Raw genomic sequence first — 15,517 nt, 5'->3', positions numbered from 1 at the left:
TTTTGTGGGCCTTTTGAGGCCGTTTCGCAAAGGCCCAGATGAAAAGGCCCCCACATGCCGCTGACAGATACTCGCCTCCGCGCTCTCAAGCCCAAGGACAAGCCGTACAAGGTAACCGATGAGCGCGGCCTATATGTTGAGGTCACGCCCACCGGCGGCAAACTTTGGCGATTCCGATACCGGATCGGCGGTGCGCAAAAGAAGCTCTGCATCGGCAGCTATCCCGACATCAGCCTCAAGCAAGCGCGAGACGTGGCCTACGAGGCACGACGAGCAGTTGCTTCAGGGGGCGACCCGGCTTTTGAGAAGCGGAAGCAGAAAATCCGCGCAGAGTTCCTTTCTGCACAGACTTTCGAGGCAGTAGCACGTGAGTATATTGAACAGATGATGGTCCAGAATGGCCGCGCCGATGGCACTATCGTCAAGGCCAACTATTTCCTCGACAAGCTTGCGCCTGCCATCGGGAACCGACCCATCAGCGAGATCGAGCCGTTCGAAGTCCTGGCTCCTCTCAAACGGCTGGAAGCCACTGGTAAGCACGAGACTGCGAAGAAATGCCGTTCGTTCGCAGGCCGCGTGTTTCGCTACGGTGTCGCCACGACCCGCTGCAAATCCGATCCGACCAGTATGCTGAAGGGTGCTCTCGTAACGCCGAGAGCCACGCATTATGCTGCAATCCTCGAGCCCACCGAGCTTGGCGGGCTGCTGCGCGCCATCGACTGTCCGTCGTCAGAACATTTGGCGCAACTGGCGGCGTAGATTAGCGGAGTGTCGGCCTCGTCTGGGGGTTGATGTTAGGCGGCGAGCTTGCGGTGTTGCAAGCGCCGATGCTCGATGGTCTGTCGCTTGATCCTTTCTCGCTGTTTGATGATGGCTGGGGCCCTGCCGAAGTAGGTGTCGGCGGGCGTCACGTTGTTCAGGCTCTCGTGGTAACGCTGGTTGTTGTAGTGCTCGACGAAGGCTTCGATCTGGTCCTCAAGGTCGCCGGGCAGGAAGTAGTTTTCCAGCAGGATGCGGTTCTTCAGGGTCTGGTGCCAGCGCTCGATCTTACCCTGGGTCTGGGGATGGCAAGGGGCGCCGCGCACGTGGCTCATCTTGTTGGCCTCGATGTATTCCGCCAGTTCGCCAGCGATATAGCTGGGGCCATTATCGCTTAGCAGGCGCGGCTTGTGCAGCACCGTAGCGCTGTCGCAGCCGGAAGCCGCCAGAGCGCGGTCCAGCGTGTCGGTCACGTCCTCGGCCCGCATGTTGGTGCACAGCTTCCAGGCGATGATATAACGCGAGAAGTCGTCGAGCACGGTCGACAGATACATCCAGCCCCACCCGATGATCTTGAAGTAGGTAAAGTCGCTCTGCCACATCTCGTTCGGCCGGGTGGTCTTGGTGTGGAACTGATCGGCAGCCTTGATCACGACATAGGCCGGGCTGGTGATCAGGTCGTGGGCCTTCAACAGGCGGTAAACCGTGGCCTCGGACACGAAGTAGCGCTTCTCGTCAGTGAAGCGCACGGCCAGCTCGCGCGGGGACAGCTCACTGTGATCCAGCGCCATCTCGATGATCTGGTCCTGGATGCCCTCGCCGATGCGGTTCCACACCCGGCTCGGTGCCGATGGCCGATCCTCCAACGCTTCCGGCCCGCCTTGGAGGTAGCGGTCATACCAGCGATAGAATGTCCGGCGGGCGATGCCGAGCTGGTCCAGCGTGTGCTTGGCGGACAGGTGCGACTGCTCGACGATCCTGATGATCTCGAGCTTCTCGGATGCAGGATATCTCATTCGTCGTCGCCCCCATCCGCGAGAATGCTTTTTTTCAGCAGGCGGTTCTCGAGCGTCAGGTCGGCGACGCACTCCTTCAAAGCGCCGGTCTCCCGGCGCAGATCCTTCACCTCATCTGTGGTCGCAGCGCGGGCGGTGTCACCAGCCAAGCGGCGCTTGCCGGCCTCCATGAACTCCTTCGACCAGGTGTAATACAGGCTCTGGGCGATGCCTTCCTTGCGGCACAGCTCGGCGATGCTGTCATCGCCGCGCAAGCCTTCCAGCACGATCCTGATCTTGTCTTCCGCCGAGAAGTGCCGCCGGGTGGCCCGGCGGATGCCCTTCACCACAGCTTCCGCAGGGGTCTTGGTCCGCGATTTTGCATTGGAGGATTTGGGTCTCATCTTCGTTCCTTCGTCACTACGACGAGACCCAAATCCTCCTTAAATCACAACCTCAAATCTGTGCCATAGGTGCTGACGGGGAACAGGCGGCAATGCCAGCTGGCAGGTGAACCGCAACGCCTACGATTTTCGCTACGGACCGGGTTTTGCCGGCTACGCCACCAATATCTACGACACCCCACAAGTGGACCTGCCTTCTTCGACCCTCGTCGGCGGCGACTTGGTTGATCCATTCCCGATTGCGCGGACGCGACTGTGGAGCGCTTTCGCATCGGACACGATGGGGATGATCGAAGATCGATTGCAGGTCACAGCGGGTCTGCGCCTGCAATCCATCAATGTGAAGAGCTACAGCTACTTCGGCGGCGACCTCGCGACGGAATATGATGATAGTGCGGTTACGCCCGTGATCGGCGTGGTCCTGAAGCCGTTCGATGGCCTATCGCTATACGGCAACCGGATCGAAGCACTCCAGCAAGGCCCGACAGCGCCGCTCGATCCGGCACTCGTAAACAATCCGGGCGAGGTTCTCGCCCCGCGCAAGTCGCTGCAGTACGAGGTTGGAGGCAAGCTGGCACTGGGCGATGTCTTCGTCGGTCTCGGCGCCTACCGCCTTGAGCGACCGGGAGAGGGTGTGCTTGCCGACGGCAGCTTCGGATACCTCGGGGATCAGACGCACCAAGGCATCGAGTTCACGGTCAACGGCGATCTGACACCCAGCCTGAGGCTGATCGGCGGCGCAGCTCTGACCGATGCGAAGCTCGTCAGCGGCAACGAGGTACCTGGCGTTTCCGAATACACCGCCAATGCAGACTTGGAGTGGGACTTGGGCTTTGTGCCTGGCGCGACGATCACAGCGCGTGCAGTGCACACGGGTCCGCAGTGGGTCGATGCCGCCAACACGCTCGAACTCGATAGCTGGACGCGTATCGATCTCGGTGCGCGCTACGTCTTCGCGGCGGACGACACGCCGGTCACGCTCCGCCTTTCGGCCGATAATATCACGAACGAAAAGTACTGGGCCAGCGCGTTCGACGTCTTTTCTGCCGCACTGCTGCAAGGAACCCCGCGCACAATCAAAGCCAGCATCTCTGCCGACTTCTAAGTTGGGCTGCGATGGGGCCGCTAGTGGTCAGTCCGGTCCTGGTCGACAAGGCGCAGATAGCGGACATTCGGCTTGCGACCCGTGAGCGGACATTGGTCGCATTACACCGCTGTGTGAAAGCAGTCGTTGGGTTGGAATGGAGAGAACTCCGGCGATCGGGTGCTGCTCAACCCAACATAGATCCGGCGTCGGAGGCAGCTGTAGGGTAAGCAAACATAGTCGATTTAATATCGTCCGCATTAAGCCCATGTCGGATGGCTAAGCCGAAGATATTGATCAGTTCGTCAGCGTCAGGGCCGACCAGGTGAGCCCCAAGGATGCGTCCTGTTCCAGTTTCGACCAGCACCTTGTGGCCGTAGATCTCTTCGTTCAGCCGCCTTGCCGAAAACCAACCTGGGTGCGATCCAGCATTCACCGTGAAATCCAAACCTGCCTCGTGCGCCTCGCTTTCCAGCATTCCGACCCGCGCCGCCGGCGGCTCCGTGAAAAGTGCACTAGGAACCCCACAATAGTTCGGAGCTCGGCCGCTATCTTCGAGTATGTTCTCAAGAACCACTTTGGCATCATGACTGGAGACCGGAGTCAGTGGCGGACCATTTGCAGCAGCGTCACCCGCCGCGAAGACTTTGGGGTTGCTTTGGCTTCGTAGTTGAGCGGTAAGCACCAAGCGACCCTCGTCACAGGCGACGTCTCCCGCCCCCAGATCGAGCGAACCGATCGCAGGGACTCTTCCGGCAGCGTGCACCACCAAGTCCCCTTCGATCCTGCGGTCGCCAGCATGGACGGTCAGAACGCCGCCTCTCTTCGCTACGCTGTTCACCTCGGCGTCCACGATTTCAATGCCGAGATCGTCGAAACTCGGCATGAGCCAATCGACCGTGTCAGGGTCGAAGGCTTTCAGAATGCGGCCTCGTTGGATGATGGTCACCTTTGCACCTGCCCGCGCCGCGAGGTGGGCAAATTCCGCAGCTATGTATCCACCGCCGACGAATACGATCCGATCTGGAAGGGTTTCGAGTTCTAGGAATGCATCGCTGTGGGTCAGCAACGGCTCGCCTTCGATGCCAAGTGATCGAGGCTCCGCCCCCGTCGCGATAAGAGCGTGGGAAAAACACAGTTCCGTCTCGCCTATCACGATCCGGCCGGGGCCAGCGAAGCGAGCCGTGCCGTGGAAGGTCGCGACGCCCTTTCGCTCGTAGCGAGCTTCCTGCTTTTCAGGGACGGGGTCGGTGAAGCTGCGCTTGAATGCCTGGAGGTCACCCCAGTCAATCGAAACAGAACCTTCGATACCCTTCCCCTTCAATCGCCTGTGTGCAGCGAGCGCTTCCTCTCCACTCACCATCATCTTTTTCGGATCGCACCCTCGGAGCGCGCATGTGCCACCGTAGGGCCTGTAATCGATAACCGCGCAACGCTTCCCGGCGTCGGCCATCTGGTGGACCGCGACCTGCGCAGCCGTTCCCGATCCGATCGCAATGAAATCGAAAGCCTCAGCCATTGCAGCAGTCCCCTTCCTGTATCGGAGGACAGCGAACTGTGCCGTAGGAGCAGAACACGCAGCAATCGCCGTGGAGCGGCTTGAGACGCACGCCGCAGCCCGTGCAAGTGTAGAAGAACATGCAGGCGTTGGTCGGCATTTCCATGTCTTCTTCATGACCGCATTCGGGGCAGCGCAAGCGCGAGATCAGGATCGGATCAGCCATAGAGGAAGGCACCTGTCAGCAGCGCAGCACCGATGGCAATCCCTATGGCGGTCAGCGCTCGATAGGTCGGTGATCCGCATGCACTGTCCGCCGGGCATGTTTGTGCCTGCCTAAACTGCCAGAGCAAACGGAGGGTCGCAGCGAGGAGAAGAGCCGACGCGAGGGTCAGCAGGGGGAGGCGATAGGGGGCTACGACAGGCGAGATGCTGCCAAGCCACGCGGAACCCACACCAACTGACGTAAGCGTCAATGGGAGTGCACAGCAAGCAGCTGCTCCGAAGGCAGCAAAGACACCGCTGCCCGCCGCTAATCCGTTCCACCATGTGCTGAAGCTGCGCACCAGTCGTCCCTTTCCAAAACCCGATTCCCGCAATTATTTACAGTCTGTAGCAACTACAGACTCAAGGGGTTTCGTGTGAAAATCGGTGATGTATCGAAACAGACCGGATGCAAAATCGAGACAATCCGATATTATGAGCGGATAGGAGTCATCGACCCGCCTCCACGAAGGGGCGCTTACCGCGACTACGGTCCTCGGGACATCGAGCGGCTGCGTTTCGTTCGGCGTGCGCGCGAACTCGGCTTCTCCCTTGAAGAGGTGCGGGCGCTGCTCGACCTCACACCGGGGCCCGATGTGCATTGCGATCAAGTGCAATCAATCGCGGAACAGCATCTCGGGAACGTCCGCGCCAAGCTGGCGGACCTCGCGCGCATGGAAACTGCTCTGACAAAATTGATCAGGCAGTGTGGCACTACCAGTGATGATCGGTGCCCGGTATTGGAAAGCTTAGCCGGCGAAGGCTAATCCAGCAGATCCAAGCTACGGACCAACGTTCCATCCAACACTCACAATTGACTCAGCCTGCCAGAGCAGAAAAGCAAGCGGTCCGCTTTCGGGCACCTTGCTATGCGCGGGCTACGTCCAGAATCCGGGCGTATTGTGTTGAAAAACTCTGCCACCCGTTTTGGTCGGTAACACTAGAACTTTGGCACGCCTCGTAGTGTAACAATGATTCAAGCGGCAAGCTCACTCTGAATTTTTGTTGCCCGAAATTAACCTCCGGCGCGGCGGGGCCGACTTTTTCAACACAATACGGGCGTAAAGCTGACATTGATATCGCCCAACTCGCATAGGGAGAAATTGAATTTGGAGTCCCGAAAAAGGCATCGAACCAATGCATTAGACGGCTTTTGAGGGCCTTTTGAGGGCTTTTTGGAGACGACCGAATTCCTAGCTATCTGATAAGACGTAAAAAATTATTTCGAATGTGATGCCTCTTCTGGCACCATTTATTCTGATTTCGAGATATGGCGGTTTCTTTTTCGGGTATCAGGCGGTTGCCTCTGCCGGAGAGCATTCGGTGGGCATTGTCGATCCGCTGGGCCTTCGCGATTGGCTGATCGCGGTCAGTGCCGGTTTGGTGGATGCTTCGCCAGGTCAGTGGTTCCAGCCGGGTAGCCCGCATCCCGAAAACGGAAATAACGGGCATGGCTTTGCGGAATCATGTCAAGTTGCGCCGCTGGGCCTCGATTGCCACTTCTGCGCGGGATGATACGTCCAGCTTGCGATAGATGGATTTAAGGTGATCGCGTACGGTGTGGGCGCTGATCTGGAGGTGATCGGCAACTTCGCGGGCGCGCAGGCCGCGGCCGACCAGCGACAGCACTTCCCGCTCCCGTGCGGTTAGCGGGTCTTCTTCCGGATCCAGGGCAGGGCGGAAATGGGCCAGCATCATGCGGGCAATGGCGGGCGACAGGGATGGTTCACCGGCCATCAGGCGTTCGATGCGGAAATGCAGCAGTTCCGGCTCTGCATCCTTGATCAGATAGCCATCCGCCCCTGCGGCCAGCGTCGCTTCCACGCTGGCACGGTCATCCATTACGGTGACGGCAGCCACCAGAATGTCGGGGTCTTTCTTCAGGTTACGGATTATGTCCCATCCGCGTCCGTCCGGAAGATGCAGGTCGATAAAGGCAAAATCGAATTTCTGGCCGAACAAGACAGCCGTTTCCGTGAAGGATGACGTTTCCACCAGATTGCGGCCATCCTTCCCTTGTTTTTCCAGAACCGCCTGGATCGCTTCGACCAGGAGGCGCCGCGCGGGTTGCAGATCGTCCACGACCAGGATTCGAGGGTGCGGGGTGGCCATCATCTGGCGAGCGGAAGGTTGAAGCTGATGCGGAAACCGGCGCCAATCCTGCCGGCGCAATCGAAATAGCCGCCGATCGCGGCCATCCGCGCCCCCATGTTCCTGATGCCGTTGCCCTGCCGCAATGTGCCGTCGAAACGATCGCCGTCATCATCGGCGACGACATAGAGGCGGCCGCCTTCGACCCGCGCCTGTACCGAGAGCAGCGTTCCCCCGGAATGGCGGATCGAATTGGTCACGATTTCGCGTAGCACCGAAGAGAGTGATTTCTGCTGAGCGGGACCGAGCCAGCCCGGCGCGTCGAGGATCGGCCAGTTCAGGCTCATCCCCGCGGCTTCGAGCCTTTCCGCCGCTTCGGCCCGGCTATCGGCCAGCACGTCCGCCACCCGGCCCGGCCCGCCTTCTTCCGCTGAAACGATGGCGCGCACTTCGGCCAGGGAGGATCGCAGCACGGCCTTGAGCTGTCCGATATCGTCAAGTGCGAGGCCGGACATCAGCCGCGCGGAAAGATCATCGTGCAGATCGCGAGAGATACGGCTGCGTTCGCTCGCTTCGCCCTGTTTGAACGCGTCATATTCCTGTCGCAAACTGCCCACCAGGCCAACCAGCCGTTCGGATAATTGCCGGTCGCGGGCCTGAAACAGGCGGGTGCCATTCGCCTTGTAATGCATTTCCAGCGCCGGGCATCCCATGGTTGCGGGAATCTGGAGGCCGACGCCATCCTGGATGATCGCGACTTTCCCCTCTGAAGATGCCGACGGCGGGACGGGCGTGATCTGCAAGGGCGAAAATGTGCGGGTCAGAAGGCCCTGCCAATCCGCGGCGCGCTGGCCGGAATCTTCTATCAGGGCGATATGCGCGGCAGCTTCCAGCAGGTGTTCGGCGGATGTGTTGCCCGTCAGCCAGCGCTGCATGAAGCTGCGCCATGGCAGGTAGAAGAAGGGCAGCAGCAGGAGGCAGGTCAGCACAGCGGCGCTGCCGATCGACCCAAGCAGCGCAATCAGCACCACATCCACCAGGACCAGAAGAAAGCCGAAAGACGCAGCGCGGAGCAGGTTGATTGCCCATTGTTCGCTCTGGAACAGCGCGCCGCGCCGCAGGCCGAAGGCCACGCCCAGATGCACGATCAGGAAGAAGGCGAAGGCATAGCTCTGATCGATAAGCGGCGCGCGGCCAATCACCAGCGGGAGGACGGCAAGGCTGATGAACAGGCCCGATCCGATCAGGGTTGAAACGCCCACCCAGCGTATCGCCGCACGCTGCAGCGGATCCTTGCGTGAACGGAAGAACTGCGCCACCACCAGCAGGAGGATGAGCAGCATTTCCGTTGCCGTCAGCAGGGGGACTTCATTCGACGGCGCGCCCAGCCTGTCGAACAGGCCCAGCACATACCAGCCGGTGAAGAAAGCTGCGACCGCCAGCAGCAGCCAGTTCCCGGCCAGCCGCACCGGATAGACCAGGAACAGGCAGATCATCGCCGCGCCATAAGTCGCGGCCCCGAAACCATTGATATTGGCGAGCGGCAGGAACAATGCGGATGGCAACGCAAGCCAGCGCGTGCTGTAGATTGCCGCCGTGGCGGCTGCGATCCACAACCCGGCACCGGCAATGCCAAACAGCATGTTGGGCAGGGCGCGGGGCTGCATCGCCCAGATCCAGGCCGATATCATGAAAACGGTGAAGCCCACCGCCATCTGCATCCAGAATTCGAAGGGCAGGCCGCGGGCCGCAGTCAACGCCGCAGGTCGTATCGTTCCGAACCCGTCGATAATCGGCACGTCCTGCTGCTCTGCCCAGACGGCCCAAGCTGCCAACGAGTCCTGCCTGGCAAAAAATTCGGCCTGTTCCGAATAGCTGCCAATCGTGTCGGGTTCGGGCGTCAAATCCGCCGTTTCTATGGCGTGCGGCGTGCCGCCAGGCGTGGGATGGGCGGCGATGGCGCCAATTGCCTGGCCTTGCGCATCTTGCAGGACGATGGGGCCTTCATCCGTCAGCAATTCGGAATAGCGTGGCTGGATGAGGGCGGCCGCTGTCAGCAATGCGCTGATGGCGAGGCCTACAGCCATCGCCACGGCAAGCCGCACACCCGGCATGGTCCACATACGATGTCCGATACGCGGCATTTGGCCACCCATAGCCGGGGGAACAGAAGTGGTGGAGCGAAAAAGCCACCGCCGGGCACCTTCGCGCTGAATGAGCAGGGCGCGATCGTGCAGCAACGGATTTTATGGAAGGGCAATGAACAGGCCATCCCCCGGACGCGGGATGGCACCGCCGAACGCCATTCTGTCTACCCGTCCACGCATCACGAAAGTGGCAGGGGGAATACATTGCGGGTTTTCAGGACGATAATGATGCTGGCGGGGGGCTGTGCAGTCATGCTCGCCAGCCCGGCGGCGGCCGAGGTCGATGCGGTTGTCCGGCAAGCGCTGGAACTGCATTCGGCAGGGCGTGCAGGGCAGGCCTATGCCTTGCTGGAGCCGCAGCAGGATGTTCGCGCTGCCGATCCCGACTATAATTACATCCTCGGCCTGTCCGCAGCGGATTCCGGGCGTCTGGCAGAAGCGATACTGGCGTTCCAGCGTGTGCTGGCGCTGCAGCCGGACCATTCCCAGGCGCGCGCGGAACTTGCCCGCGCTTATGCGATGGCAGGGGATATCGATACTGCCCGCGAACAATTCGATACGGTGGTCAACGATCCCAGCCTTCCGGACCCGGTGCGGCAGCGGTTCGATCGCATCGTGCGCGATTATGACCGCCAGATCGCGGGTGGAGGCACATCGATCAGCGGCTTTGCGGATATTGCGGGCGGATATGACAGCAATATCAACGGCGCGACCGATGACGATACGATCGTGATCCCGCTGTTCGCGGCATTCGGCCCGGGCGCGCTGGGGCCGGGGGCGCGGGAACAGGACAAGGGTTTCTATGAAGCGCAGGCCGGAATATCCGGCGTGTCCGCCGTCTCCCGCCAGACCCGGATCTTCGTATCCTTCCTGGGAACCGGGCGCGACCATATTGATAGCGGCGCCTTCGATCAGCTGGCGATCACCGGTACGGCCGGCATTGGGCACACCCTTGCCAATCGCGATGTCGTCTCCTTCTCCGTGCAGGCCCAGCAATTCTGGTTCGGGCAGCGCAGTTTCCGGAAAAGCGTGGGGGCCGTGGGGCAATATACCAAGCGGCTGGCAAACGGCGAAGCGCTGAGCTTTTCCGGCGAATATTTCCGCCTGAATTTTGACCGTGACCCGCTGCGCGATGCCGACCGTTACGGTGTCGGTCTGGCCTATTCTGCGCGCACGTCGATCATCTCGCTTTCGGGCGGGCATGAAGAGACGCGCCGGAATGCCGGGGATCACCTTTCCTTCGATTATCTGCGGGCGAATATCGGCGTGGAACAGCCCGTGGCACGCGGGTTGGCACTGGTTGCCGGCGTGGGCGGGCAGATCAGGCGGCATGACGCATCGGATCCGCTGTTCCTGGCCCGCCGCAAAGATGAACAGATCGACCTGGCGGCGGGTCTGAAAGTGCGGCTGACGGACAATCTCTATGCCCGCCCCCGCGTCACCTACACCCGCAACTGGAGCAATTTTGCGCTCTACGATTACCAGCGCGCGACGGTGAGCTTCGGCCTCCGATACGAATTCTGATGGGAGTGAACCTGATGTTGAACAAGGCCATCCTTCTTGCCACGGCTTCTCTCCTTACCGTTAGCCAGCCTGCGCGGGCGGCGGATTACATATTCGGCCAGAACGGGGCGGTTCCCGAAGGCAGCTGGCAGGAACGCCAGGGCGGCGTGACCCAGATTCGGCTGGATGACGGAAGCATTGTCGGCCTGGTTGGCAAGGCGCGCTTCCGGATCAGCGAAGGGCAGATTGTCATCGCCGATGGCGCGGCGACGGTGAAATCGCCCGCCAATTCGCAGGTGATCGTGAATTTCGAAGGTGGCGGCAATGCGATACTGCGCGGCGCGGCCAGCCTGACGGTGAATGCAGGCATGGTCCGGGGCCACGTCTTGCAGGGATCCATGACGGTCGATGGTAATGGCGGCCGCCAGACATTCGATGCCGGTTCCGCCTGGAGGATGGCCGCATCCGCGGCACCTGCGCGTGTATTCGCCAACCCGGCACAGCAAGGGCCGGCGGCAACGGTGGCGCAATTGCGGGCGCAGGGCATCCGTGCCGCTGCCTTCAATGGCTTGCCCGTATCGCTGGGCCAGGCATTGGGCGCGATCGGTGCGTCGGGCGATGTGGTGCAGGCTGCCCGTGCCATTGATGGCCGGGCGCTGCGGCCGGTTTCAGGCAGCCTTCCTGCGGGCGATGTGGAACGGTTGCTGGCTTATTCCAACCGCCTTGCCGCCACGCTTGCGCAATTGCGCGCGGGAGGCGGCGCATCCCTGTCCCCCGGGCTTGTCGATACATATCTGCGGTTCCTAGCCAGTGGCGGCGCTGCCGGAGAATTCCAGGCGTCCTACAACGCGATCCTGACCCGCTATCTGGAGCTGCTGGCGGCGGGTGGATCGCCCGGAAATTTCAACGGTGCGAATATCGATGCGGTGAATGCCTATCTGGCATATTTGCGGGATAACGGCCTGCTGGACCGCATCGTGGGCATCGAACAATCACTGGTCGCGGCCTATCTGGATTACCTGGCCAGTGGGGGCAATCCCGCACAATTCCAGTACGGCCCGGCAATCGATACCGATCTGCTTGCCGAATATGGGGCGGCGATTTCAGCTTATCTCGCTTATATCGCGCAGGGCGGCGACATTGCGGGTTACAGCGGGGCCACCGCCGCGCAGATCCGTCTCTATCTGGCCGCGCTGGAAGCGTCGGGTATGCTGGACAGCCTGTTCAGCGCCCAGGCGCAATTGCTGCGGGCCTATCTTGCCCACCTTGAAGGCGGCGGGTTGCCGGGCGATTTCACCGGTTTCGATCCCGATATAGATCCGCAACCCGGCCCGACCCCAGCGCAGATGCTGGCAGCTGTCGATGGCTTCCTGGACCATATCAAGGCAGACGGCCTGCCGAGCGAATATTCGGCCGCCGATTTCGAGACGCTGAAAACCTATTTCAACGACAGTGTCAGCCTGGCGTTGCAGCAGGCGGGGCGGGCTGAGGATAATCACCTGCTCAACACCTATTTCAGCTATGTTTCCTTTGAAAACCCGGATGCGGATGCCTTTCCGGGCCTGCCTGCTCTGGGTGGCACGGTGGCCACTTATGCGATGGCGCAATCCATCAACCGGCCGCAGGCGGTGGAAGTTGCAGCGGTCAGCACGGGCGGATTCACCGCTCCGCTAGTGCTCGATGCCGAAGGCGTGCCGGTCTATATCAGCAATGATATATTGGTGGATGGCGGTTCCTCCGCGGCGGAGCGGGACCAGGGGGCAGCCACCACTTCGACCCGCGTGACCGGCGATCAGTTCACGCTGGCAGGTGGCAGTTTCGCCCTGGGCGACAATCAGGGGATGCATTTTACCACTGCCGTCCCCCTGTCCAATGTGCCTTCCAGCGCCACTATCAATTATGTGCTGGACAGTGCCACCAGCCCCACTTTCAATGATGGTTCTTCGGCACCGGGCACGTTCGATGCCGCACTGGCAGTCAAATATGACGGGCTGCAGATCCGCATGGCGGCTGAAGGCAGTGTCGTCATGCCCGGGGATGCGACCTACACCTTTACCACGCCGGGCGGGCTGGATGGGCTGGACAGTCTGGCGGTGACTGCTTTCGCCGCTTCTGCCGACAGGATCGCCATCCAGCAGACAGCGGCATTATCCGGCACGGGCAAGGCATGTGTCAGCGGTGCCGCCGGATGCGAAATCTATCTGGGGGCGACACCTGCGGGTGCGGGCGCCAACGCGCTTGTCCTTGCCTATGGTTCGCGAAATGGCGGCGCGGGCAGTGTCGGCTTTACCGGATCGGCGGGCTTCGTTGCCGGCAGCGGCGATGATGGGGGCGATCCGGATGGAGAGCTGCCCGGCGGCGGCCTGGTCGGCGCGGGCTTCGATACGGATGGCATGGTCGCCTATCGGACCACCTTCTATGACCGGGGCAGCGGCCGCCTTGCCACCAATTATGGCGCCCATAACGATACGGCTTCGCGCAATGCCGATGGCGGCTTCGATACGATTTCGCGCGGCGGAACGACCAGTTTCGATCGCAATGGCCTGGCATTGATCGAGCAGCGCGGCGATGATGATGTTCTGTTAACGCGTTACGGCGCCGGCACTTTCAAAGCCAATGGGACGGATATTACCGTGCCGGCCGGTCGTTACCTGGACATGGTCGCCATTTCGGATGTTGCCCCGACACTGCCCGTCAGTGGCACGGCGACTTACCTGATCGACGATTACAATATCCAGACCACGTCCGATCTCCCCAATGCGGGGCTGGACCTGACAATCGGGGTGGCGTTTGGCCCGGTCCCGCGCATGGCCGCCGAAGGGGTGCTGAGGCTGGATGCCGATTATGGCTTCGCCACGCCGGGCGGGCTGGCCGGTGTCGCCACGAGCGGTGCGGTGCTTTCATCCTCGTCCGGATTTGCCATGGCGCCGTTCACCAGCGGGTCGGGCGATTACTGCACCAATCTGGCCGCCTGTTCATTGCGCATTCTCGGCAGTCTGAATGAAGATTTTGATCTGTTTGCAGGCACCTTCCTCACAATTGGCGGGGCGGAACAGGCAACCGGCGTCTTTTCGGCGCGGTCGGACGATCTGGCCGGTATTTCGCTGGATGCGGGGGCAGGTGTGGCGTCTGGCAGCCTTGCCATGGCCTTCGCGCATGATGGCCAATTGCCATTGTATATTAATGCCGGCGGTTCAAACCTTACGCTGAACACCATCAATCGCCTGGCCATGTTTGATGGCGTTTATGACGATCGCGGGCTGGTGTCCCTGACCTATAACGACACCAATCCGTCGCAAGCAGGCAATCTGCTTTTCGCGCGTGGTGCAGGCATGGCCGTGGCCGATCTGGCTGGCGGTGCCGACTGGCAGCTTGGCCGCTATACAGGTGGCCGGCTGGAGGGTTCAGCCGCGATTTACGGACCGAATAACGGCGCGCATTACGCCGTACTCGCTCCGCTGGTAAACGCGCCATCCAACGGAACCATCAATTATGCGCTGAAGGCGGCGACGCGGCCCGTCTATTCCGACCAGTCGACCGCGCCCGGCACCTTTACCGGTGCGATGGCGGTGCGTTTCGCCGCCGCGCCCACGGTTGGGCTGGAAGGCACGGTTACCATGCCTGACGCCACCTACAGCTTCCAGACATCAGGCGGTGCGGCCAACCCCGCCAATGGTGCCGCGCTTCTGGATACGAGCGGCGAAAGCGGGCTGACATTCTTCGCCAATCTCGATGCCAGTGTCAGCGCCGATACCAGCGTCTGCCTGGCAGGTGGGGCCTGCGAAGTGAGCCTTGGCGGGCAGATTGGGGGAGACGGCGCGGGGTGGGCCAGCCTTGGCTACATCATTCGCGGTGCCAGTGTGGAAACTCCGAAGGTTTCCGGTGCGGCGGTGTTTGAAGGCGGGGCCTTTGTGCCCGATGCGCCGCCGCTGGAAGGGACCGCGGTGGAGAACCAGATCACCACCTACGCTTCTTCCGTCATCGGCATTGACCAGCGGCAGCCGACCACGGTGACATATGAAGATGCCACCGGTGCGCCGATCGCCTACAGCTTTTCTCCTCCCAACGAGGAGCCAACGATTGGCGGCGCGTCCCTGAACGAAGCAGGCAGTGTGGCCGATGTTATCGGCTGGGCCCGCTGGGCCGGGGGCGAAACGGGTGGGCGCTATTACGCGATGGGTTCCGTCGCATTGCCGGCGGATGGCGGCTGGCACGTTGTATCAGGCACGCCTGCAACCAACCTTCCGGTTTCGGGCACGGCAACTTATGCCGTGGCGGGTGCGACCAATCCGACGATCCGCGATGGTTCCCTGGCGCCGGGCAGTGCCACGGGCACGGCGGCCGTGGCCTTTGGCGCCACGCCGCGCGTCGGGATCGATGTGGCAGTCAGCATCGGGGGATCGACTTACAACATCGCCACCAATGGCGGCGCGGCCAATCCCGGCACGGGCATTGAAGTGGGCACCAGCGGGACGAACAACATGGTGTTCCGCGAGTATAATCTGACCGCTTCGGGCAGTGGCGCCGTGTGCGGAGGCAGCGGGGCCTGCGGCGCAGTGTTCACCGGCTTTTTGGCAGGGGAAGGGGCCAGTCATATCGGCCTGTCCTACACCTTCGGCAATACCGGCTTCGACAAGCAGGTCGATGGCGGGATTGTCTTCGGGAAGAACTGAGGGATCGAACAGGGGCGGAAAATCCCGAAACTCCGCCCCTATGGCAACGCAATGCAGTCTGCCGCGTCAGCAATGTCGCGGCAGACTGCTGAGCTGGCA

General features: G+C 61.4%; 11 protein-coding genes. 5 read left to right on the top strand and 6 right to left on the bottom strand.

The window, feature by feature from the left end; genetic code table 11:
• Positions 1-54 precede the first annotated feature (54 nt).
• Complete coding sequence (locus WYH_RS09330) at positions 55-759, top strand: tyrosine-type recombinase/integrase (protein ID WP_046905021.1); 705 nt, start codon at positions 55-57, stop codon at positions 757-759.
• A gap of 35 nt (positions 760-794) precedes the next feature.
• Here the strand turns inward: WYH_RS09330 and WYH_RS09325 are convergent.
• Positions 795-2,158, bottom strand: a protein-coding gene (locus WYH_RS09325; protein WP_156320037.1) for an IS3 family transposase whose coding sequence is annotated in 2 segments (ribosomal slippage) — positions 795-1,810 and positions 1,810-2,158 — 1,365 coding nt in all. Because the reading frame shifts where the segments join, the coding sequence is not laid out codon by codon here.
• A gap of 106 nt (positions 2,159-2,264) precedes the next feature.
• Here WYH_RS09325 and WYH_RS09315 point away from each other — a divergent pair.
• Positions 2,265-3,263: a TonB-dependent receptor gene (locus WYH_RS09315; RefSeq protein ID WP_244877903.1), complete on the top strand. Its 999-nt coding sequence runs from the start codon at positions 2,265-2,267 to the stop codon at positions 3,261-3,263.
• Between the two features lie 166 nt (positions 3,264-3,429).
• Here the strand turns inward: WYH_RS09315 and WYH_RS09310 are convergent, their stop codons facing one another.
• The 3 genes from WYH_RS09310 to WYH_RS16545 are packed head-to-tail and all read right to left on the bottom strand — an operon-like array spanning position 3,430 to position 5,306.
• Positions 3,430-4,761 (bottom strand): dihydrolipoyl dehydrogenase family protein, encoded by a 1,332-nt coding sequence (locus WYH_RS09310; protein ID WP_046903607.1) that lies wholly within the window; start codon positions 4,759-4,761, stop codon positions 3,430-3,432.
• Positions 4,754-4,966, bottom strand: coding sequence for a GDCCVxC domain-containing (seleno)protein (locus WYH_RS09305; RefSeq protein ID WP_053833516.1), 213 nt, complete (start codon positions 4,964-4,966; stop codon positions 4,754-4,756). The genes WYH_RS09310 and WYH_RS09305 overlap by 8 nt, the downstream gene beginning before the upstream one ends.
• Positions 4,959-5,306: a mercuric transporter MerT family protein gene (locus WYH_RS16545; protein ID WP_082347936.1), complete on the bottom strand. Its 348-nt coding sequence runs from the start codon at positions 5,304-5,306 to the stop codon at positions 4,959-4,961. Before WYH_RS16545 ends, WYH_RS09305 begins: the two co-directional genes overlap by 8 nt.
• 75 nt (positions 5,307-5,381) lie before the next feature.
• Here WYH_RS16545 and WYH_RS09300 point away from each other — a divergent pair, with 75 nt between their 5' ends.
• Positions 5,382-5,771, top strand: coding sequence for a MerR family transcriptional regulator (locus WYH_RS09300; protein ID WP_046903606.1), 390 nt, complete (start codon positions 5,382-5,384; stop codon positions 5,769-5,771).
• A 697-nt stretch (positions 5,772-6,468) separates the two neighbouring features.
• Here the strand turns inward: WYH_RS09300 and WYH_RS09295 are convergent.
• Both WYH_RS09295 and WYH_RS09290 read right to left on the bottom strand, forming a co-directional pair.
• Positions 6,469-7,119, bottom strand: a complete 651-nt coding sequence (locus WYH_RS09295; protein WP_082347935.1) for a LuxR C-terminal-related transcriptional regulator — start codon at positions 7,117-7,119, stop codon at positions 6,469-6,471.
• Complete coding sequence (locus WYH_RS09290; protein WP_156320112.1) at positions 7,116-9,239, bottom strand: sensor histidine kinase; 2,124 nt, start codon at positions 9,237-9,239, stop codon at positions 7,116-7,118. Before WYH_RS09290 ends, WYH_RS09295 begins: the two co-directional genes overlap by 4 nt.
• 207 nt (positions 9,240-9,446) lie before the next feature.
• Between WYH_RS09290 and WYH_RS09285 the strand changes: the two genes are divergently transcribed.
• Together WYH_RS09285 and WYH_RS09280 are read left to right on the top strand one after the other, a co-directional pair.
• Positions 9,447-10,766: a surface lipoprotein assembly modifier gene (locus WYH_RS09285; protein WP_244877902.1), complete on the top strand. Its 1,320-nt coding sequence runs from the start codon at positions 9,447-9,449 to the stop codon at positions 10,764-10,766.
• 14 nt (positions 10,767-10,780) lie between these two features.
• Positions 10,781-15,418 (top strand): hypothetical protein, encoded by a 4,638-nt coding sequence (locus WYH_RS09280; protein WP_156320111.1) that lies wholly within the window; start codon positions 10,781-10,783, stop codon positions 15,416-15,418.
• Positions 15,419-15,517 lie beyond the last annotated feature (99 nt).

Origin of the sequence: Croceibacterium atlanticum, assembly GCF_001008165.2 — a bacterium.
GTDB lineage: Bacteria > Pseudomonadota > Alphaproteobacteria > Sphingomonadales > Sphingomonadaceae > Croceibacterium_C > Croceibacterium_C atlanticum.
Note: the sequence above shows the minus strand (reverse complement) of the source record. Positions and strands in the feature narration are given on the sequence as shown.